This is a genomic window from Streptomyces sp. GbtcB6 (assembly GCF_019091475.1).
GTDB classification, from domain to species: Bacteria; Actinomycetota; Actinomycetes; order Streptomycetales; family Streptomycetaceae; genus Streptomyces; species Streptomyces hyaluromycini.
Map to the genome: position 1 here is coordinate 239,442 of NZ_JAGXJL010000014.1, position 21,211 is coordinate 260,652.

A 21,211-nucleotide genomic window follows, 5' to 3' on the forward strand; every position below is an offset into this window, starting at 1 on the left:
GCCGGGCTGGGCCAGACTGGCCGTCATGACAGTTGACGCATTGACGGACGTGGCCGGACTGCGGGTGGGACATGCCACCCGTGCCGGCGACGGCTGGCTCACCGGCACCACGGTCGTCCTCGCTCCCGACGGCGGCGCGGTCGCCGCCGTGGATGTGCGCGGTGGCGGTCCGGGGACCAAGGAGACCGACGCGCTCGATCCGCGCACCGTGGTGCAGCGGGTGGAGGCGGTCGTCCTCACGGGCGGCAGCGCGTACGGGCTGGACGCGGCGTCCGGGGTGATGGCCTGGCTCGAGGAGCAGGGGCGCGGGGTGCGGGTGGGGGCGGATCCGGCGCATGTGGTGCCGGTGGTGCCCGCCGCCTGCGTCTTCGATCTGGGACGGGGCGGGAGCTTCCGGGCCCGGCCGGACGCGGCGTTGGGGCGTGCGGCGGCGGAGGCGGCCGCGGCGAGCGCGCCGGGGGCCCGGGTGCGGGAGGGATGTGTGGGAGCCGGTACGGGCGCCGTCGCCGGGGGGCTGAAGGGCGGGATCGGCAGCGCGAGCGTCGTGCTGGACTCCGGGATCACCGTGGGCGCGCTCGTGGTCGCCAACCCGGCGGGCGCGGTGGTTCAGCCCGAGACCGGTGCGTTGTACGGGGAGTTGTTCCAGGGGCGGGTGCGGTACCCCGAGGAGCGCGTGCACGAAGCCGCACGCCTGCGGCTCGCGGAGGCCGCCGCGAAGAACGCGCCCCCGCTGCTCAACACCACGCTCGCGGTGGTCGCCACCGATGCCGGACTGTCCAAGGCGCAGGCGCAGAAGCTCGCCGGGACGGCGCACGACGGGATCGCGCGGGCCGTCCGGCCGGTGCACCTGCTCAACGACGGGGACACGGTGTTCGCGCTGGCGACGGGTGCGCGCCCGCTCGGCGAACACCCGCTCGCGCTCAACGAGATCCTCGCGGCCGGCGCGGACCTGGTGACCCGCGCGATCGTGCGGGCCGTGCGGGCCGCCGGGCCGGTCGACGGACCGGGCGGGGTGTGGCCGTCGTACGAGGAGCTGTACGGGGCGCTCTGACGACGGCGAGGGGCGTGCCGGGAACCTTGCGCGTTCCTGTCGATTGTCCTGGTTCTGTCACGTGATGGCGTTCGCGGACGCCGGAGGGAACCCCGACGGGGGCCTCCGGCCTCTTTCTCCACGCACTGGAACGGATCACGCACATCACAAGAACCTGGAGCAGCCCGTGACATCGCCGGACATTGCAGCGCGGCGCGCACTGGGGGCCTGTGCCGCCCTGATGGTCGGCGCCCTCGCCCTCACCGCCTGTGGCGGCAACGCCAGCGCCAAGAGCGACGACAGCAAGGACGGGCAGCAGGACAGCGCCGCCAGGACGTCCACGGCGAAGATCGCGATCTCGGCGAAGGACGGTTCGACCGGCGCGTCCATCAACACCACCGGCGTCCAGGTCAGCGACGGGAAGCTGACCGACGTCAAGATGACCGTGGCGGGGTCGGGGCAGGCCGTGGACGGCACCCTCTCGGCGGACGGCAGTGCCTGGAAGCCGAAGGAGCAGCTGGAGCGCGGCACGAAGTACGAGATATCGGCGACCGCCAAGGACTCCAAGGGGCTCACGGCGGCGGCCAACTCCATCTTCACCACCGTCAACTCGGCGAACAGCTACATCGGCACGTACACGCCGGACAACGGGACGACGGTCGGTGTGGGAATGCCGGTGTCGTTCAACTTCGACAAGGTCATCACCGACAGGAAGGCCGTGCAGTCGCACATCACGGTCACGTCCAGCAGCGGCCAGCAGGTGGTGGGGCACTGGTTCGGGGCGCAGCGGCTGGACTTCCGGCCGCAGGACTACTGGAAGGCCGGCTCCGAGGTCACCATGAAGATCGACCTGGACGGGGTCGAGGGCGCGAACGGCGTCTACGGGGTGCAGAAGAAGACGGTGACCTTCACCGTCGGACGTTCGCAGGTCTCCACGGTGGACGCGAACACGCAGACCATGACCGTGGTGCGGGACGGCAAGGTCCTCAAGTCGGTGCCGGTGTCCACGGGCAGCCCGGAGCACACGACGTACAACGGGCAGATGGTGATCTCCGAGAAGTTCGTCCAGACCCGGATGAACAGCCAGACGGTCGGTCTGGGCGGGGAGTACGACATCCCGGACGTGCCGCACGCGATGCGGCTGACGACGTCGGGGACGTTCATCCACGGCAACTACTGGTACAACAAGGGCAACCCGCCGTTCGGGCGCGAGGGCACCAGCCACGGCTGTGTGGGGCTCGCGGACGCGCAGGGCGCGCAGGGTGACACCACGGCCAAGTGGTTCTACGACAACTCGCTCGTCGGGGACGTCGTGATCGTGAAGAACTCCCCCGACAAGACCGTGCAGCCGGACAACGGGCTCAACGGGTGGAACCTGTCGTGGAGCGACTGGACCGCCGGAAGCGCCGTCTGACCGGCACGTTTTGACGGATCGTCGGGCCGCGCGGGAACTTTTCGCGTGGCCCGCGCGTTTTCCCGGCGTACGTTTTCTCGGTTCCCGGACATGATGTCCGACCGAGGGGCTACGGTATGCACCCACAAGGTGACATGCAGCAACGCCGGGAGAAACCTTGAGCGTTCCGTACGAGACGGCAGCGTACGAACCAGCCGAGTCGCCCGAGTCTCCGGAGGAGCACCTCGCGCGGCTCCTCGGCCGTGCCCTGAACTCCTTCGAGCTGCCCGACGAGGCCATAAGGCAGCTGGACTGCGCGCTGGCGCACGACAGTTCGCTGCACTCCGCGCACCACAGCGCGGGGCTGCACCGGGAGACGTACCGGCACACCTGGCTGCTGGCCGACGGCTCGGCGGTCACACTGTGGGAGCTCGTGCACAACACCGTGCCGGGCAGCGACCCGCAGCACGAGGTGTACGTCGACGAGGAGGAGCTGCGGGCCGCGACCGCGCGGCTGCCGTTACCGCCGGACACTCCGGACTTCGAGCTGCCGGTGCTGGTGACACTGGCGCCGGTCCCGGAGCCCCGGCACGTGTATGTGCCGGACGACTCGGCGGACCACGCGCGCCGGCTGCTGCGCCGCGCGGAGAACCCCGACCGGCCGGACGCGGAGACGGCCCAGGTACTGACGGCGGCGTTCGCCCACCAGATCACCCAGGCGTTCGGGCGGCCGGGGCGCGTGGGCAGGTCGGGTCCGGGTTTCTCGCTCTACGAGCACGCGTTCCTGCTGCGGGACGGCCGGGAGCTGTCCCTGTGGGAGGTCGAGCACACGGCGACGCCGGACGGCCGGCACATGTGCGAGGTGTACCCGTCGGAAAACGCGGCCAGGGACGCGATGGAGCGGCGGGCGACGCGGCGGGGCTGAGCGCTCCGCTGGAATGGCCGCGACGCGTCGTGTTTCGTCTGCGCCGCCGTCGTGGCTGGTCGCGCCCACGCGGCGGAGCCGCACATGCAATACGGCCCCGCGCCCCTTCGGGGCGCTTCTCAGCGGCGACCTGAGCGGCCGCCGAGCCTGCGGACCAGGCCGGCGAAGGCGTCCTGTTCGGCGGGGGTCAGTTCGACGCTCTCGCGGGGCGGGGCGGCCTTGAGCTGGTGCGGGAAGGCGGGGAGGGCGCGCGCGGCGTGCCAGGCGAGGGCTTCGCGGCGGTTGCGGCGCAGCAGGCGCGTCACGACGACCGCCCAGGCGACGGTCGCCAGGGTGAGCGCGGTCATGCCGATCAGCTGGAGTGTCGAGACGTGCGCGGGCATACGCCCCAGTACACACCACGGTCCGGGACTTTGGTCCCGGACCGTGACGTATCTCGCAGGTGCCGTGAACAACTCACAGCGAATCAAAGGGACAAGAGGGGCGCGGGCGCTCAGGCCGCGACCGGCTGCTTGGCCTCCTTCGCGGTGGCGGCCGGGCCGGCGGCGGAACCGCCCGCGGGGGTCTGCTGGGCCGACTTGCGCAGGCCCTTCAGGATGACGACCAGGGCCGTGGTGACACAGACACCGACGGCGATGGCGATCAGGTAGAGGAACGGGCTGCCGATCAGCGGAACCACGAAGATGCCGCCGTGCGGGGCGCGCAGGGTGGCACCGAAGGCCATCGACAGGGCACCGGTGACGGCGCCGCCGACCATCGAGGACGGGATGACGCGCAGCGGGTCGGCGGCCGCGAACGGGATCGCGCCCTCGGAGATGAAGGAGGCACCCAGGACCCAGGCGGCCTTGCCGTTCTCGCGCTCGGTCTCGGTGAAGAGCTTGCCGCGCACGGTGGTGGCCAGGGCCATCGCCAGCGGCGGGACCATGCCGGCCGCCATGACCGCTGCCATGATCTTCATCGCGGAGTCACTGGGGTTGGAGACCGCGATACCGGCGGTGGCGAAGGTGTACGCGACCTTGTTGACGGGGCCGCCGAGGTCGAAGCACATCATCAGGCCGAGCAGGGCGCCGAGCAGGATGGCGTTGGAGCCGGAGAGGCCGTTCAGCCAGTCGGTCAGGCCCTTCTGGGCGGAGGCGATGGGCTTGCCGATGACGACGAACATCAGGAACCCGACGATCGCCGAGGAGATCAGCGGGATCACCACCACCGGCATGATCCCGCGCACCGCCGCGGGGATCTTCACCTTCTGGATCGACATCACCACGCCACCGGCGATCAGACCGGCGGCCAGACCGCCGAGGAAGCCGGCGCCGATGGTGGAGGCGATCATGCCGCCGACGAAACCGGGGACCAGACCCGGCCGGTCCGCCATGCCGTAGGCGATGTAGCCGGCCAGGACGGGGACCAGGAAGCCGAAGGAGACGACACCGATCTGGAAGAGCAGCGCGGCCCAGCTGTCGCCCTGGGTCCACACGAAGTGGTCCATGACCGACGGCGCCTTGTTGACCTGGTAGCCGCCGATCGCGAAGCCGAGGGCGATCAGCAGACCGCCGGCCGCGACGAACGGGACCATGTAGCTCACGCCGGACATCAGCCACTTGCGCAGCTTGCTGCCGTAGCTCTCGCCGGCTTCCCCGGCGCGTTCGACCGGTGTGGACGGCGCGGAGCCGGACGTCACCTCGCCGCGGGCCGCCTTCGCGCGGACGTCACCGATCAGTTCGGCGGGGCGGTTGATGCCCGCCTTCACACCGACGTCGACGGTCGGCTTGCCGGCGAAGCGGTCCTTGTCGCGCACGGGCACGTCGTGCGCGAAGATCACGCCGTCCGCCGCCGCGATGACGGCGGGGTCGAGCCGGGTGAAACCGGCCGAGCCCTGCGTCTCGACGACGAGCTCGACGCCCGCCTCACGGCCCGCGTTCTCCAGGGACTCCGCCGCCATGTAGGTGTGGGCAATGCCGGTGGGGCAGGAGGTGACGGCGACGATACGGAAGGGACGCTCGCCCGCGTCCGAAGCCGAGTCCGTGCTCGTGTTGGCCGCCGCGGTGCCGGCGGAGGCCGCCGCCGGCGCCGCAGCGGTGTTCTGGGCGGCGCCCGCAGGGGTGCCCGCAGCAGCCTGCGCACCCTTCGCGGGCGTCTCGTCGCCGCGGATCAGGGCCGCCGCGGTCGCCGCGTCGCCCGCCGACCGCAGCGCGTCCGTGAACTCGCTGTTCATCAGCTGGCGGGCCAGCGAGGAGAGGATCGTGAGGTGGGCGTCGTCGGCACCGGCCGGGGCCGCGATCAGGAAGATCAGGTCGGCCGGGCCGTCGGGGGCGCCGAAGTCGATGCCGGCGGCGCTGCGCCCGAAGGCGAGCGTCGGCTCGGTGACGTGGGCGCTGCGGCAGTGCGGGATGCCGATGCCGCCGTCGAGGCCGGTGGGCATCTGGGCTTCGCGGGCGGCCACGTCGGCGAGGAAGCCCTCCAGGTCGGTCACCCGGCCCAGGGCCACCATGCGCTCGGCGAGGGCGCGCGCCGCCGCTTCTTTGGTATCGGCGGACAGGTCGAGATCGACCAGGTCCGCGGTGATCATGTCGCTCATCGCGGGCTCCTATGCACGCGTATCGCCCGGAGTGTGGGGTGGGCGGGGGTGGGGAGGGGGACGGGGGTGCCGTGGGGTGCGGGGTGGGAGGCGGGGCCGGGGAAGCCCCGCCTCCCGGGCACGGCGGGGCGGCTCAGGGTGCCCCGACGGCCCGTCGGCGCGGCGAGTAACGAGACGCCTCGCCGCTCCTGGGCCGGTTGTCGGCGGGCGGCGCCGGGGAAGAGCGCGGCCCGGTGAGCGGTCGTACGAGCGTTCATGACACCGGCTCCGTCAGTTCGCGGTCGACGGGGACGCGGTCGGTGACGGTGACCGCCGCCGGGTCCAGGTCGGCCGGGGTGGGCATCACGCTGCCGGGCAGCTGGACGGCGGCGGCGCCGTGGGCGACGGCCGAGGCCAGGGCCTTCGGGCCGGTGCCGCCGGCGATGAGGAAACCGGCGAGGGAGGAGTCGCCGGCGCCGACGTTGCTGCGGACGGTGTCCACGCGGGCGCTCGCGAACCAGGCGCCCGTGGCCTCCACGAGCAGCTGGCCGTCGGCGCCCAGGCTGGCGAGGACGGCGCGGGCGCCCATGCCGCGCAGCTCTTCGGCCGCCTTGAGCGCGTCGCCCACGGTCGCCAGGGGGCGCCCGACGGCTTCCGCGAGCTCCTCGGCGTTCGGCTTCACCACGTCGGGCTGCTCGCGCAGCGCTTCGAGCAGCGCGCGTCCCGAGGTGTCCAGCGCGATGCGTGCGCCGCCGGCGTGGGCCCGGGCGACGACCTCGGCGTACCAGGAGGGTGCGAGCCCGCGCGGCAGGCTGCCGCAGCAGGCGATCCAGTCGGCGTCGCGCGACTGCTCGCGCACGGTCTCCAGGAGCAGTTCCTGCTCCTCGGCCGAGAGTTCCGGGCCGGGCGCGTTGATCTTGGTGAGCACTCCGTCGGACTCCGCGAGCGCGATGTTGGAGCGGGTGGCTCCGGCGACCGGGACCGGCGCGACCTCGATGCCCTGGGCGTCGAGCAGGTCGGCGACGAGTGCGCCCGGTGCTCCGCCCAGGGGCAGGACGGCGACGGTGCGGCGGCCGGCGGCGGCGACCGCGCGGGAGACGTTCACACCCTTGCCGCCGGGGTCCATGCGCTCGCCGGAGGCGCGGATGACCTCTCCGCGCTCCAGGGCGGGGACCTCGTAGGTCCGGTCGAGGGAGGGGTTGGGGGTGACGGTGAGGATCATGCCCGTACCGATCGTGGCGCTCGTGGTGCTCATGCTCGTACTACTTCCGTGCCGCCGCGCTCGATGGCGGCGGCGTCCTCGGGGCTCAGCCCGCTGTCGGTGATCAGCAGGTCCACGTCGCCCATGTCGCCGAAGCGGGCGAAGTGCTCCTGGCCGTGCTTGGCGGAGTCGGCGAGCAGGACCACCCGGCGGGCCGCGGCGACGGCCGCCCGCTTGACCGCGGCCTCGGCGAGGTCGGGGGTGGTCAGGCCCTGGTCGGCGGAGAAGCCGTTGGCGGCGACGAAGAGGACGTCGGCGCGGATCTCGCTGTACGCGCGCAGCGCCCAGGCGTCGACGGCGGCACGCGTGTTGTGCCGTACGCGCCCGCCGACCAGGTGGAGCTGGATGCCCGGGTGGTCGGCGAGGCGGGCCGCGATGGGGAGGCTGTGCGTGACGACGGTGAGGGACGCGTCCAGCGGGATGGCCGCGGCGAGGCGGGCGACCGTGGAACCGGCGTCGAGGATCAGGGTGCCCTCGGTCGGCAGTTCCGAGACGGCGGCCTTGGCGATGCGGTCCTTCTCGTCGGCCGAGGTGGACTCGCGCTCGGCGAGGTCCGGCTCGAAGTCGAGGCGTCCGGCCGGGATGGCACCGCCGTGCACCCTGCGGACGAGGCCGGCGCGGTCGAGGGCCTTCAGGTCGCGGCGGATCGTCTCCTGCGTGACCTGGAACTCCTCGGCCAGCGACACGACGTCCACCCGGCCGCCGTCACGGGCGAGCCGGAGGATCTCCTGCTGCCGCTCCGGTGCGTACATGCCCCTGTGCCTCCGCTCCAAGATACGTCCGACTGGTGTCCGGCTCATGTCCGACTGCGTCCGACTGATGCCCGAACTTGTGGTTTCGCGAGGAGGCTACGCCGGGATTTCCGGAAAGTAAACAGGTTCGGGCAACAAACGGACATGATCGGGCTTTCGGCCTGTTCAGGGCACCTCCGAGGCGCCCACACGGAAGGGCCCGGCGCCTTCCGGCGCCGGGCCCTTCGACCGGTGGTGGTCAGTGGACGAGTGCGGGCTCCTCCTCCGGCGCGGGGAGCGGCACCTCCGCGCCGCCGGCCTCCGGGTGCTGCGCCGGGCGCTTGGGCAGGGCGGACATCAGGAGGAAGATCACGGCCATGACCGCGGCCACCCAGAGCAGGGCGTGCTGGAAGCCGTTCACGAAGGCCGGGCCGAGCCGGGACGCGGTCGGACTGTCGTCGACGACGCCGTAGAAGACCACCGACACCAGGCCGAGGCCCAGCGCGTTGCCCATCTGCTGCACGGTGTTGATCAGGCCGGAGGCGGAACCGGCGTGCTCGCGCGGGACCTCCGACAGCACCGCGTCCGTCAGCGGGGCGACGATCAGGCCCATGCCCGTGCCCATCACGACCAGCGGCAGGGCCATCTGCCAGGAGGCGATGGCGAGGCCGTAGCGGTCCGACTCCCAGATGTAGAGCAGGACACCGAGGCCCATCAGCAGGGCGCCGGCCTGGAGCACCTTGCGGCCGAAGCGCGGGACCAGTTTCTGCACGGACATACCGGCCGCGACGGAGACGGAGATCGAGAACGGCACCCCGGTCAGGCCGGCGTGCAGCGGGGTCCAGCCGAGGCCGACCTGCATGTAGAGCGTCCAGACCAGGAAGAAGATGCCGAGCGCCACGCCGAAGACAGTCTGCACGGCGATACCGGCGGCGAAGCTCTTCACCGTGAAGAGGGAGGGTTCGATGAGGGGGGAGCCGTCGCGGGCGGCCTTGCGGCGTTCGTATGCGACGAGCACGGCGAGGACGGCGAGCGCGCCGGCCATCGACGCGTACCCCCACAGCGGCCAGTCCAGCTCGCGGCCGCGGGTCAGCGGGTAGAGCAGCATCAGCAGGCCGAGGGTGACCAGGGCGACGCCGACGAGGTCGAGCCGCAGCGCGTGCGGGGCCTTGGATTCGCTGATGTAACGGCGGCCCAGAAGGAGGGCGGCGATGCCGACCGGGAGGTTGATCAGGAAGATCGGGCGCCATTCGAGACCGAGGATGTTCCACTCGGTGAGCAGGGCGCCGAGCAGCGGGCCGGAGACCGCGCCCAGGCCGACGATCGCGCCGAACATGCCGAAGACCTTGCCGCGTTCGTGCGCCGGGAAGGTGGCGTGCACGATCGACAGGACCTGCGGGACCATCATCGCGGCCATGCCGCCCTGCAGGATGCGGGAGGCGACCAGCATCTCCGGGTCGGCGGCGAAGCCGCACAGGGCCGAGGCGAGGGTGAAGCCCGCGACGCCGATCAGGAACAGACGCTTGCGGCCGTGAATATCGCCGAGGCGGCCGCCGGTGATCAGGCCGGCGGCGAAGGCCAGGGCGTAGCCGGCGGTTATCCACTGGATCTGGCCGAAGGAGGCGCCGGCGTCCCGCTGGATGGAGGGGATGGCGATGTTGACGATCGTCACGTCGACGAGGTCCATGAAAGCCGCGGTCATGACGATGGCCAAGGCCAGCCAGCGGGTTCGGTCCGGTGGGGGTTCGGGGAGCGTCGTGGGGGTGGGCGTCGCAGGCCGGGTCACGGTCGTATGTGGCTGGTCGCGCAGTTCCCCGCGCCCCTTTGCGGCGTTGTCGTCAACGGAAGTCATGTCGTCAACGTAGGACGCGATTAGGACAGATCCCGTCCTAGTTATCCGGCATGCTCGGGTGCATGACGACAGACACTCCGGCCCGGCTGCTTCAGTTGCTGTCCCTGCTCCAGACGCCACGTGAGTGGCCCGGTGGTGAGCTCGCCGATCGGCTCGGGGTGTCCCGGCGTACCGTGCGGCGGGACATCGACCGGCTGCGGGAGCTGGGGTATCCCGTGGAGGCCAGCAAGGGGGCCGACGGGGGGTATCGGCTGGTCGCCGGGAAGGCGATGCCGCCGCTGCTGCTCGACGACGAGGAGGCCGTCGCCATCGCGGTCGGGCTGCGGGCCGGGGCGGGGCATGCCGTGGAAGGGGTGGACGAGGCGTCGGTGCGGGCGCTGGCGAAGCTGGAGCAGGTGCTGCCGGCCCGGTTGCGGCACCGGGTGACCACGTTGCAGGCCGCGACCACGCCGCTGACCAGTGGGGACGGGGCGAGTATCGCGCCCGAGACGCTGACCGTGATGGCGTCGGCGGTCGCGGGGCGGGAGCGGTTGCGGTTCGCGTACCGGGCGAAGGACGGGGGTGAGACGAGGCGGCAGGTCGAGCCGTACCGGCTGGTGTCGACGGGGCGGCGGTGGTACCTCGTGGCGTACGACCTCGATCGCGACGACTGGCGGACGTTCCGGGTCGACCGGGTGAGCGAGCCGTTCGCCACCGGGGCGCGGTTCGCTCCGCGGGAGATGCCGACGGGGAGTGCGGCGGAGTACCTGCGGCGGTCCATCCAACGGCAGCAGGAGACGTACGGGTTCGCTGTCGCGTTCGCCGGGACGGTGGAGGAGGTGGGGGCCCGGCTGCCGGGGTGGCTGGGGACGCCGGTGGAAGAGGAAGGGGGTGGGGGCGGGTGGTGTGTTGTCCGGGGGGAGACCGGGGATCCGGTGGAGTGGCTGGCGGTGCGGTTGGTGATGGTGGGGCACGAGTTCGTGGTGCGGGAGCCTGCGGAACTGGTGGCGTGCGTACGGGAGTTGGGGGGCCGATTGAGCCGGGCCGGGGGTGCGTGAGGGTGGGGGCCGGGGGACGCTTACCGGCGCTTGCAGGGTGCCGCTGCGCCCACCCGTGCCGCCCTGCGGCACGCCTGCCCGCAGCTATGCAGGAGGCGGCTGGGCAGCGCCCCGTAAGGGACGCGGGGCTGTATTTGATTTGCGGCTACCGCCGCGCGGGCGCGATCAGCCCCCACCGGCCCGCCAGCCGAGCGACCGGCCACCGCCGATCGGCTACGGGCTCGGGGGCTCCCACGTGAACCCCCGCAACGCTGCCAGGTTTTGCAGGGCCAAGGCTGCCGGGCCTTCCGGACCCGTGGGGGTGGCCGTGCCCGCTGCCCAGGATTCGACCGCCACTCTCACCGCGGCGCCGGCCACCGCCGCGGTGAAGCGGAGCCGGGCGGGCGGGGCAACGTTGTCGATGGTGGTGGCGGTGCGTTCCGCCAGGATCGACACCAGGAGGTGGTCCGAGGACTGGCAGACCTCCGCCCACACCTTGCGCAGGGCCGGGCTCGTGTCGGCCAGGTGGATCAGGGTGCGGACCCATTCCCAGGAGGCGGCGGAGACCCCGGCGCCGGGGGTCAGGGTGTGGTGGACGGCGTGTTCCAGCGCCTCGGGGACGGAGAGGGCCGCGGGGGCCGCCCGTACCGCCTCCGCCCAGCGCCGGGCGCCCGCCGCGTAGAGCGGGGCGACCGCCTCTTCCTTCGTGGCGAAGTAACGGTAGAACGTGCGGGGGGCGATGCCCGCGGCCTGTGCGATGTCCTCGGCGCGGGTGGCCCGCAGGCCATGCCGTACGAAGAGGCCCGCGGCCGCCCGGGCTATCTCCATGCGGGTCTCCGCCTTGCGCCGTTCCGTGAGGGAGAGGGGGGCGGGGTCCTGCGCGGGGGTGTTGCCCGTGGTGCTGGGGGTGCTCACCTCGGCAGGCTATGCCTCTGTGGCAGAATCTGCCATCCGGTGGTTCACCCCGTGGTTCAGGTACGGGGTGGGCCACCGTCTCAGCATGCCCGGGCGCGCCGGACCCTAGCAAACGCGGCCCGCAGTTCCCCCCACGGAGTGTGGAGCCGGACTCCGGCGCCCGGGGGGGATGGGCGCCGGAGTCCGGCTCTGGGAGAGTCCCGGCGCCGGGGGGATGGTGCGTCGGGACGTGGCTTGTCGACGGGGCGTCAGGGTTGTCGTATGTGTGAGGGGATCGGGTGCGGCGGCGTGGCCGTAGCCTCAACTCCCCGGCCCTGGATGGTTGTTCCCTACACGCGGAGCCTTGAAGCGGCGGTACCGCGCCATGTTTGCGCCGTCTTTCGCCACCCGGCGCACGCGCCCGGCGTGAGTGGGACCTCGCATGCGCTGGTCACGCGAGCCCCACTCGTGCGGACCCCCTGCCCCCTCACCACCCGCAACCCTCTTACGCCGCCGGCTCGAACCCGGTGGAGCGGGCCAGCTTCTTCAGCTCAAGGAGCGCGTGCTTCTCGATCTGGCGGATGCGCTCACGGGTCAGGCCGTGCTCCTTGCCGACCTCGGTCAGCGTGCGCTCGCGGCCGTCCTCGATGCCGTACCGCATCTTGATGATGGAGGCCGTGCGCTGGTCCAGGCGGCCGATCAGGTCGTCGAGTTCCTCGCTGCGCAGGAGGGTCAGGACGGACTGCTCGGGGCTGACCGCGGAGGTGTCCTCCAGGAGGTCGCCGAACTGGGTCTCGCCCTCGTCGTCCACCGCCATGTTCAGCGAGACCGGGTCACGGGCCCAGTCCAGGACGTCGATGACGCGCTCGGGCGTGGAGCCGAGCTCGGCGGCGATCTCGGCCGGCTCCGGTTCGCGGCCGTTCTCCCGGTTGAACTCGCGCTGGACGCGGCGGATCCGGCCGAGCTCCTCCACCAGGTGGACGGGGAGCCGGATGGTCCGGGACTGGTCCGCGATGGAGCGGGTGATCGCCTGGCGGATCCACCAGGTGGCGTACGTCGAGAACTTGAAGCCCTTGCGGTAGTCGAACTTCTCGACGGCGCGCACCAGACCGGCGTTGCCCTCCTGGATCAGGTCGAGGAGGGGCAGACCGCTGCGCGGGTAGCGCCGGGCGACGGCCACGACCAGACGAAGGTTGGAGCGGATGAAGACGTCCTTCGCCCGCTCACCGGCGGCGACGAGCGCCTCCAGCTCCTCACGGGTGGCGTCCGACGCGGACTCCTCCTCGCCGTCGAGGACCTGCTGCGCGAACACACCCGCCTCTATGGTCTGGGACAGCTCGACTTCCTTGGCGGCGTCGAGGAGCGGCGTACGCGCGATCTCGTCGAGGTACATGCCGACCAGATCGCGGTCGGCGATCTCGGCGCCGTGGCCGCGAACGCCACGGGCGCGAACACTGGTTGCCGAGTCGGCCGTCTCGCCGGTGGCGGCGGACTGACGACGGGCGACGGCACGGGTTGCCATGCGTGCTCCCTTGCGATGGTGGGCGGGCGGGGTGGTCCTGTCCGTCTTCTCGGTCCTTCGGTGAATGCTCGGCACTCGACCGGCAGTGCTCCGGAACTCCACTCCTGGAACTCCTGGGACTCTCGTCCAGTGCCCGGCATCCGAAGGAAACAACGACTGGAATCCGGACAGAATTCCCATGCCTCCCCCCGGATTTTCTGATCATGCAGTACCCTGTGCGACTACGTGAGGAGGCGCGGTGCCGTCAGAACGTACAGAGGTGCAGGTCAGGCCGGGAGTCGAGGGGGACCTCGAAGCTCTCACGGAGATCTACAATCACTACGTTCGTGAGACGTCCATCACATTCGACACGGTGGTCTTCACACCGGAAGAGCGTCGTCCGTGGCTGCTCTCCCACCCGGAAGACGGCCCATACCGCCTGATGGTTGCCACGTCAGCGGACTCACAGGAGATTCTCGGGTACGCCACATCCAGTCCCTACCGCGCGAAACCGGCCTACGCGACCTCCGTGGAGACCACGGTGTACGTCGCTCCGGACGCCGGCCGGCGCGGGATCGGCACACTCCTCTACAAGACCCTCTTCGAGGCGCTCGCGGGCGAGGACCTGCACCGCGCCTACGCGGGCATCGCGCAGCCGAACGAGGCGTCCACCCGGCTGCACGAGCGCTTCGGCTTCCGGCACGTCGGCACGTACCACGAGGTGGGCCGCAAGTTCGGCCGCTACTGGGACGTGGCCTGGTACGAGAAGGACCTCTGACCGGGCAGGGTCAGCCGAACTGCACCGACCGCTTCGCCATCCCCATCCAGAACCCGTCGATCACCGACTTCTGCCCGTCCAGCTCACCGCCCGCCTCGGCCGCCCCCATGGTGACGAAGAGCGGGGCGAAGTGCTCGGTGCGGGGGTGGGCGTAGCGGCCGGCCGGGGCCTTGTCGAGGAAGTCGAGCAGGGCGTCCCAGTCGCGGTTCTCCAGGGCCCGGTGCCCCCAGTCGTCGAACTCGGAGGACCAGGAGGGCACCCCCTGGCCGGCGTACCGCAGCGCGGCCAGGTTGTGGGTGAAGAAGCCGGAGCCGACGATCAGCACGCCCTCGTCGCGCAGCGGGGCGAGCCGGCGGCCGATCTCCATCAGGCGGACCGGGTCGAGGGTGGGCATGGAGATCTGCAGGACAGGGATGTCCGCGGCCGGGAACATCTCCACCAGGGGCACGTAGGCGCCGTGGTCGAGGCCGCGGTCCGGGATGTCCTGCACGGGGGTGCCGGGGGCGCGCAGCAGCTTGCGCACCGACTCGGCCAGCTCGGGCGCGCCGGGGGCCGCGTACTGCACCTTGTAGTAGTGCTCCGGGAAGCCCCAGAAGTCGTAGACGAGGGGGACGGTCTGGACGGCACCGAGGGCGAGCGGGGCCTCCTCCCAGTGGGCGGAGACCATCAGGATCGCCTTGGGACGGGGAAGGCCGGCACTCCAGGCGGCGAGTTCGCCGGGCCAGACCGGGTCGTCGGCGAGCGGCGGCGCGCCGTGGCTCAGATAGAGGGCGGGCATGCGCTCCTGTGCGGCGGCGGACATCGCGGTGGCTCCCTCCGGGTACCGGATCTCCCCGGCCCCCATGTTCCAGCTCTCCATGACCTGACTGTTTTAACTCTCAATCTTTCTGCCCGCCACCCTACGCCCCACTTGTTTAATCTTCAAGGAGAGGCCTCGTACAGTGGGATACATGAATACGGCATCCGCTTCCGCGCCCGCGCAGAGCCGCTGGCTCACCGACGACGAGCAGCACGTCTGGCGCGCGTATCTGCACGCCACGACCCTGCTGGAGGACCATCTGGACCGTCAGCTGCAGCGGGATGCGGCGATGCCGCACATCTACTACGGCCTGCTCGTCGGGCTCGCCGAGGCGCCCGGGCGACGGCTGCGGATGACCGAGCTGGCCATGAACGCGAAGATCACCCGGTCCCGGCTCTCGCACGCCGTCGCCCGCCTGGAGAAGAACGGCTGGGTACGGCGGGAGGACTGTCCCTCCGACAAGCGGGGCCAGTTCGCCGTCCTGACCGACGAGGGCGCCGAGGTGCTGCGGCGCACCGCACCGGGCCATGTGACCGCCGTACGGCAGGCGTTGTTCGAGCGGCTGAGCCCGGAACAGCAGCAGGCCCTCGGCGAGATCATGCAGATCGTCGCCGAGGGCCTGCAGCCCAACGAAGCGGGTGCGGACCTGCCCTGGCTCCGCTGAGGAGCGCGGGAACAGGTCCGCGTGCGGGTACCCGGGTGGTCGCTCAGAGGCTCAGTGGGCGACCACCGGGACCGCCACCTCGTCCTCCGCGCCCTCACCGGAGGCCACCGGAGTGGTGTCCGGCTTGCCGGCGTTGACGAAGGTCACCACGACCACCGCGGCCAGCACCAGCATGCCGACGGCGACCCAGATCGCGTTGGCGTAGCCGTGCACCGCGCCCTCCATCTGGACCAGCTGCTGCTGCGACTTGGAGGTCGCCGTCGCGATGTGGTCCTTGATGTACGACGTCGTCGCGGACGCGGCGATCGTGTTCAGCAGGGCGGTGCCGATCGCGCCGCCCACCTGCTGCGAGGTGTTGACCATCGCGGAGGCGACACCGGCGTCCCGGGGCTCGACGCCGAGCGTGGCCAGGGACATGGCCGGCATGAACGCCGTACCCATGCCGAGACCGAGCAGCAGCATCGCCGGCAGGATCGTCGAGGCGTACGACGAGCCGATCTCCATCTGGGTCATGACCAGCATGCCGGCCGCGGCGACCAGGAAGCCGGGGCCCATCAGGGCGCGGGCCGGGACCCGGGTCATCAGGCGGGTGCCGATCTGGGTGGAGCCCACCATCATGCCCGCGATCATCGGCAGGAAGGCGAAGCCGGTCTTGATCGGCGAGAAGCCCTTGATGACCTGGAGGTAGTAGGTCAGGAAGAGGAAGGTGCCGAACATCGCGATGATCGCGATGCCGAGGGAGAGGTAGATACCGCCGCGGTTGCGGTCGAGGACCACGCGCAGCGGCAGCAGCGGGGCCTTGACCCGGGTCTCGGTGACGACGAACGCGATCAGCAGCACCGCGGAGGCGACGAACAGGCCGACGGTGGTGGCGTCGCCCCAGCCGTCGGACTCGGCGCGGGTGAAGCCGTACACCAGCGAGACCAGGCCGAGGGTGGACAGGAGCACGCCGGGGATGTCGAGCGGGTTGCGGTTGCGGCCGCCCTCCGGCTCGCGGATGACGAAGTACGCGCCGAGCGCGGCGACGATGGCGAACGGGATGTTCACGAAGAACGTCCAGCGCCAGTCGAGGTACTCGGTGAGCACACCGCCGAGGATGAAGCCGACGGCGCCGCCGCCACCGGCGATCGCGCCGTAGATGCCGAACGCCTTGGCACGCTCCTTGGCGTCCGTGAACATCACGGCGAGCAGGGAGAGCGCGGCCGGGGCGAGCATGGCGCCGAAGACGCCCTGGAGGGCGCGGGCGCCGAACATCATCGCGCCGCTGGTCGCCGCACCGCCGAGCGCGGAGGCGGCGGCGAAGCCGGTCAGGCCTATGACGAAGGCCCGCTTGCGGCCCCACAGGTCGGCGATCCGGCCGCCGAAGAGGAGGAGACCGCCGAAGGCGAGGGCGTAGGCGGTGACGACCCACTGCCGGTTGCCGTCGGAGATGCCCAGGTCGGTCTGGGCGGAGGGCAGCGCGATGTTCACGATGGTGGCGTCGAGGACGACCATCAGCTGGGCGAGCGCGATGAAGACCAGCGCTTTCCAGCGGTTGGCATCACCGGACTGTGCCGGTGCGCCGGGAGCCTTGGAGGCTGCTTCTGACATGGGGGTACCCACTTCGTGACTTCGTGACGGAAAAAGTGATGCGTGCGGTACGGAAGTGATGCGTGCGATGCGGAAAGGAATGCTTGAGGTGAAGGACCGGCGGACGGTCCCGAACTAATCGGCGATGGACGGATGGATCGGCTGGGTCAGGCCTGGCGCAGGTCCTCCATGGTCACGGCCGTGCCCGGCAGGGCGGAGCGGGCCGGGGCCCGCAGCCCGTCCAGGAACAGCTGCAGATGACGGTGGACGAAGCGGTCGCCGACCAGGCAGTCGGTGCCGAACGGGGGCCGGCTGAGCTGGGCCACGGCGATCATCACATCGCCGACGCCCACGTCCGGACGGAGCTGTCCGGCCGCCTTGGCGCGGTCCATGAGCTGCTCGATGAGCTGCTCGCACCGCTCACGCGCCGCTTCCAGGTCGGGGTGGTTCTTGTCGAAGGTGCTGGAGACCATCGGGCACAGCGCGCTGACCCGCTCGTCGGCGGAGATGTGCACGAAGCGCTCCATCGCCTCGAAAGCGTCCCCGGTCTCCGCGAGCGCCAGCTCGGCCGCTTCCGACGTCCGGTCCATCACGGAGCAGACGACCTCGCGGACGAGCGCGTCGCGGTCGGGGAAGTTGCGGTACACCGTGGCGTTGCCGACGCCGGCCCGGCGGGCGATGTCGTCGAGCGGCACGTCGGGGCCGTACTCGGTGAACATCTCGCGAGCGGCGTTGACGATCCGCTCCCGGTTGCGCAGAGCGTCGGCTCGGGGCCGGGGTGCCTTGCGCACGGCGGGGATGGCGGTCGCGGTCTGCACGGCGCACTCCTGGTCTCGGGTTTCCACGATCCGGGGAGGCGTTCCCCGTTTCGCGCGGACACAGGTCTAAACGGGGAGGGGCTCCCCGGTTATTTCCGCACCATCCCCCAATTTCATGTGACCTGGGTCACTCCATCGTGGACGCCCCCAGCCATGCCCGCCCGGGCCGGGGCGTCCCACGATCGGCCTCTCCAGCGCGCGCCCAACGCCCCCTCGACACAGGGTGATCGAAAGGGTGCAGCCGGAGACCGGCGGCTGCCGTGGAGCGAAAGGTCCATGCATGCAGCCGCAGCCCAGCCGCCGTACACCTGCGAGCCTCACGCGCCTCAGGAGCCGCCGTACCGCGCCGCGCCGCCGTACCCCGTCGGCCCGTCGTACGGCACCGGGACGCGGGATACGGCCGGGCCGCCGCATACGCCCCCGCCGTGCGGTCTGCCTCGCCGCCGTCGCCGCGCTGATCCTCGCGGTCGGCACCTCGGCGGGCACCGGGCACCTCACGGCGGCTCCCTCACCGGCCGGCGCCGGCCCGATCGCGCTGGCCCGCTCCTCCGTCTACGGCCCCTGCATGATCAGCGGCGGTCACGACATCCAGATGACCGAGGGCGTCCCCACCCCGGGCGGCTACTCCCGCTCCACCGGCACCGTGCACGCCCTCACCCTGATGGTCGACTTCCCCGACGCGCCCGGCCAGGGCAGCGCGCTCGACCGCTACCGCGAGTTCTTCCCGCAGACCCAGGACTGGTTCCGCACCGCCTCCTACGGCAAGCTCGACTACCGGCCCGCCGCCCCGATCGACCACTGGCTGCGGATGCCCAAGCCGTTCAGCGCCTACGGCATAGAGCGCGGCGCGCCCTTCGACCCCGGTTACCGGCAGCTGGTCCAGGACATCGTGGCCGCCGCCGACCCGGACGTGGACTTCCGGTCGTACGACCTCCTGAACGTGCTGATCACCCCGAACGCCGGCCCCTCCGCCCTGGACACCGTGCTGTCGGTGACCTTCGCCGGCAACGGCGACGCCCCGGTCGCCGACGGCACGCCGGTCGCCAACGCCTCCTTCGTCTACTCCCGCCAGGACGACGGCTCCGGCTCCTACGCCAGCACCGGCTACCGGGTCCTCCCCCACGAGAACGGCCATGTCTTCGGCCTGCCCGACCTCTACACCCAGGAGGGCGGGGGCACGGTCGGGCACTGGGACATCATGAGCGAGGACTGGGGCTCCGACAACGACTTCCTCGCCTGGCACAAGTGGAAGCTGGGCTGGCTGGACGCCGACCAGGTCAGCTGCGCGGCGGCCCGCGGCAGCACCGCGTACACGCTGACCCCGCTCTCCCGGGCCGGCGGGCCCAAACTCGTCTTCGTCCCCGTCGACGCCCGCACCGGCTACGCCCTGGAGGTGCGCGCCAAGGGCGGCAACGACGAGGAGGTCTGCCGCCCCGGCGTCCTCGTCTACAAGGTCGACGCGAACGTCGACACCGGCCGGGGACCGATCAAGGTGTACGACGCCCACGGCGGCACCGGCGGCTGCACCCGCAGCCCCAACGTCCAGGCGGAACTCTCCGACGCCCCGTTCGGTCCGGGCGAGAGCTTCAAGGATCCCCGGCACGGGATCGAGGTGCTGGTGGAGGGGGTGGACGGGGAGGGGAACTACCGGGTGCGGGTGACACGGGGGTAGCGGGCGCCGCCGGGCGGGCCGAGGTTGCCGGACCCGGCGCGGGCCAGGTGGGCCACGGTTTACGGTAGGCGTGCGCTGATCGCCGTAGCGAAGGTCGTGCCGTACCGGAGATCACGGAAACCGTCGTACCGGAGCCGGAGAGTCGATGACCGCCCCCTTGCCCTCCTCCCCCGCGGCGCAGGAGCCGCCCGCCGAGGCGGTGACGCCGCTGATCCGGGGCGTGGCGGTGCTGGAGGCGCTGACCGAGGCCGGCGGGACGCTCAGCGCGAGCGCGCTGGAACGGCGTACCGGCCTCGCCCGTTCCACGGTGGACCGGATCACCGCGACCCTCTCCCGCATGGGCTACGTCCGCCAGGACGGCCGGGAGGCGGTGCTCACCCCCGGGGTGATGGAGCTGGGCAACGCCTACCTGGCCGCGCTCCGCCTGCCCGCCCTCCTCGACGCGCACGCCGACGCGCTCGCCGACGAACTGGACGAGTCGGTCTCCCTCGCGGTCGCCGACCGGGACGGCATCCGGTTCATCCACCAGGCGACCCGGCGCCGCGCGATGTCCGTCAGCTTCCGCATCGGCGACCTGCTGCCGGCCGAACGCACCGCCCCCGGCCCGCTGTTCGCGGCCGAATGGACGGAGCGGGAGTGGGCGGCCTGGCGGGCGAGGCGGGCGGCCGACCCGACGGACGCGGGCTTCCCGGCCGTACCGCCGCGGAGTCCGGCCGCCGCCGACGACGACTTCGAGGCGAGGACCGAGGAGACCCGGCGCAGCGGCTGGGCCCTGGACGACCAGTTGGTCGAACCGGGTCTGGTCGCGGTCTCCGTCCCGGTGCGCGCCCCGGGCAGCGGACGGGTCGCGTGCGTGGCGAGCGTCGTCAGCCACACCAGCCGCCACACGGCGGCGGACCTGCGCGCGACCCTGCTCCCCCGGCTGCGTACGGCGGTGACGGCGATGGAGACGGAGCTGCGCGAGGCCGCGGCCCGGCCCGCGGAGCCGGGCCCGCCGCCCTCGGGCCTCGCCGTGTGGACCACCGCCTCGAAGCACGAACTCGGCCGCGACTTCGTGGAGTCCCTGGCCCGGGGCCTGACGGTCCTGACGGCCTTCGGCGAGGGCCGCTCGGCGCTGACCCTGACGGACGTGGCGAAGGCGACGGGCCTGGCCCGGGCGACGGCCCGGCGGGCCCTGATCACCTACGAGCACCTGGGCCTGGTGACCGCGGACGGACGCCATTTCACCCTCACGCCCCGGGTGCTGTCCCTGGGCTACCCGCCGCTGTCCCGCACCACCCTCGCCCGCCTCGCGGACCCCCGGCTGCGCGCCCTCGCGGACCGGCTGCACGAGCCGACGGCGCTGGCGGTACGGGTGCCGGGGAGCGATCCGGCGGAGATCCAGTACGTCGCGGTGGCGGCCGCGAGCCGGGTCCTGACGGTGGACGTCACGGTGGGCACCCGCCTGCCGGCGGACCGTACCGCGCTCGGCCGGGCCCTGCTGGGCCTCGCCGAACCGGGCGGATACGCCCTGGCGGACGAGGAGCTGGAGTCGGGTCTGCGCTCGATCGCGGTACCGGTACGGGACCGGGCGGGCCGCCCGGTCGCCGCCCTGAACGTGGCCACCCACGCGGCCCGCCGCACCCTGGCGGAGTGCGTGAGCGAGGTGCTGCCCGCCCTGCACGCCACGGCGGCCCAGGTCCAGGACGACCTCCACATCGCGTCCCGCTTCACCCACGTCCCGCTGTCCTGACACCGGAGGCGTGAGCAGGCTC

18 protein-coding genes are annotated in these 21,211 nt (G+C 71.9%); 8 read left to right on the forward strand and 10 right to left on the reverse strand.

The genetic code is table 11. The features are described 5' to 3' along the window. Positions 1-25: 25 nt before the first annotated feature. The 3 genes from KVT45_RS24800 to KVT45_RS24810 all read left to right on the forward strand — a co-directional run bounded on the left by KVT45_RS24800 (position 26) and on the right by KVT45_RS24810 (position 3,348). A complete protein-coding gene (locus tag KVT45_RS24800; RefSeq protein WP_217550957.1) occupies positions 26-1,051 on the forward strand; it encodes a P1 family peptidase in 1,026 nt (341 codons plus the stop codon). A gap of 166 nt (positions 1,052-1,217) precedes the next feature. Further along, positions 1,218-2,444: an Ig-like domain-containing protein gene (locus KVT45_RS24805; protein ID WP_217550959.1), complete on the forward strand. Its 1,227-nt coding sequence runs from the start codon at positions 1,218-1,220 to the stop codon at positions 2,442-2,444. A 157-nt stretch (positions 2,445-2,601) separates the two neighbouring features. Next, positions 2,602-3,348, forward strand: coding sequence for a DUF6227 family protein (locus tag KVT45_RS24810; protein WP_217550961.1), 747 nt, complete (start codon positions 2,602-2,604; stop codon positions 3,346-3,348). A gap of 119 nt (positions 3,349-3,467) precedes the next feature. Here the strand turns inward: KVT45_RS24810 and KVT45_RS24815 are convergent, their stop codons facing one another. The 5 genes from KVT45_RS24815 to KVT45_RS24835 form a co-directional block, all read right to left on the reverse strand. Continuing rightward, positions 3,468-3,731, reverse strand: a complete 264-nt coding sequence (locus KVT45_RS24815; protein WP_217550962.1) for a hypothetical protein — start codon at positions 3,729-3,731, stop codon at positions 3,468-3,470. Positions 3,732-3,841: 110 nt separating this feature from the next. Continuing rightward, positions 3,842-5,923 carry a fructose-specific PTS transporter subunit EIIC gene (locus KVT45_RS24820; RefSeq protein ID WP_217550964.1) on the reverse strand — a complete coding sequence of 694 codons (2,082 nt, stop codon included), beginning with the start codon at positions 5,921-5,923 and terminating at the stop codon, positions 3,842-3,844. 253 nt (positions 5,924-6,176) lie between these two features. Then, positions 6,177-7,124: a 1-phosphofructokinase gene (pfkB, locus tag KVT45_RS24825; RefSeq protein WP_217551030.1), complete on the reverse strand. Its 948-nt coding sequence runs from the start codon at positions 7,122-7,124 to the stop codon at positions 6,177-6,179. Positions 7,125-7,153: 29 nt separating this feature from the next. Continuing rightward, positions 7,154-7,915: a DeoR/GlpR family DNA-binding transcription regulator gene (locus KVT45_RS24830; RefSeq protein ID WP_217550966.1), complete on the reverse strand. Its 762-nt coding sequence runs from the start codon at positions 7,913-7,915 to the stop codon at positions 7,154-7,156. A 238-nt stretch (positions 7,916-8,153) separates the two neighbouring features. Continuing rightward, entirely contained in the window at positions 8,154-9,596 is a 1,443-nt protein-coding gene (locus KVT45_RS24835; protein ID WP_254647315.1) for an MFS transporter, read from the reverse strand. Positions 9,597-9,808: 212 nt separating this feature from the next. Here KVT45_RS24835 and KVT45_RS24840 point away from each other — a divergent pair, with 212 nt between their 5' ends. Next, entirely contained in the window at positions 9,809-10,783 is a 975-nt protein-coding gene (locus KVT45_RS24840; RefSeq protein WP_217550969.1) for a YafY family protein, read from the forward strand. 213 nt (positions 10,784-10,996) lie between these two features. Here the strand turns inward: KVT45_RS24840 and KVT45_RS24845 are convergent, their stop codons facing one another. Together KVT45_RS24845 and KVT45_RS24850 are read right to left on the reverse strand one after the other, a co-directional pair. Further along, the gene (locus KVT45_RS24845) at positions 10,997-11,677 is read right to left on the reverse strand and encodes a TetR family transcriptional regulator (RefSeq protein WP_308310853.1); all 681 of its coding nucleotides are present in this window, start codon (positions 11,675-11,677) and stop codon (positions 10,997-10,999) included. A 484-nt stretch (positions 11,678-12,161) separates the two neighbouring features. Next, positions 12,162-13,178 (reverse strand): RNA polymerase sigma factor RpoD/SigA, encoded by a 1,017-nt coding sequence (locus KVT45_RS24850; protein ID WP_217550971.1) that lies wholly within the window; start codon positions 13,176-13,178, stop codon positions 12,162-12,164. Between the two features lie 238 nt (positions 13,179-13,416). Here KVT45_RS24850 and KVT45_RS24855 point away from each other — a divergent pair, with 238 nt between their 5' ends. Next, positions 13,417-13,935: a GNAT family N-acetyltransferase gene (locus KVT45_RS24855; RefSeq protein WP_217550973.1), complete on the forward strand. Its 519-nt coding sequence runs from the start codon at positions 13,417-13,419 to the stop codon at positions 13,933-13,935. Positions 13,936-13,945: 10 nt separating this feature from the next. Here the strand turns inward: KVT45_RS24855 and KVT45_RS24860 are convergent, their stop codons facing one another. Next, the gene (locus KVT45_RS24860) at positions 13,946-14,737 is read right to left on the reverse strand and encodes a dioxygenase (protein WP_217551034.1); all 792 of its coding nucleotides are present in this window, start codon (positions 14,735-14,737) and stop codon (positions 13,946-13,948) included. Between the two features lie 148 nt (positions 14,738-14,885). Between KVT45_RS24860 and KVT45_RS24865 the strand changes: the two genes are divergently transcribed. Further along, the gene (locus KVT45_RS24865) at positions 14,886-15,398 is read left to right on the forward strand and encodes a MarR family winged helix-turn-helix transcriptional regulator (RefSeq protein ID WP_217550975.1); all 513 of its coding nucleotides are present in this window, start codon (positions 14,886-14,888) and stop codon (positions 15,396-15,398) included. A gap of 51 nt (positions 15,399-15,449) precedes the next feature. Here KVT45_RS24865 and KVT45_RS24870 read toward each other — a convergent pair whose 3' ends face one another. Both KVT45_RS24870 and KVT45_RS24875 read right to left on the reverse strand, forming a co-directional pair. Then, positions 15,450-16,988 (reverse strand): MFS transporter, encoded by a 1,539-nt coding sequence (locus KVT45_RS24870; RefSeq protein ID WP_217550976.1) that lies wholly within the window; start codon positions 16,986-16,988, stop codon positions 15,450-15,452. Between the two features lie 146 nt (positions 16,989-17,134). Beyond that, positions 17,135-17,785, reverse strand: a complete 651-nt coding sequence (locus tag KVT45_RS24875; RefSeq protein WP_217550978.1) for a TetR/AcrR family transcriptional regulator — start codon at positions 17,783-17,785, stop codon at positions 17,135-17,137. Positions 17,786-18,179: 394 nt separating this feature from the next. Here KVT45_RS24875 and KVT45_RS24880 point away from each other — a divergent pair, with 394 nt between their 5' ends. After that, positions 18,180-19,457: a M6 family metalloprotease domain-containing protein gene (locus KVT45_RS24880; protein WP_308310856.1), complete on the forward strand. Its 1,278-nt coding sequence runs from the start codon at positions 18,180-18,182 to the stop codon at positions 19,455-19,457. A 145-nt stretch (positions 19,458-19,602) separates the two neighbouring features. Next, on the forward strand, positions 19,603-21,189 hold the full coding sequence (locus tag KVT45_RS24885) for a helix-turn-helix domain-containing protein (protein ID WP_217550982.1): 1,587 nt from the start codon (positions 19,603-19,605) through the stop codon (positions 21,187-21,189). Positions 21,190-21,211: the final 22 nt, after the last annotated feature.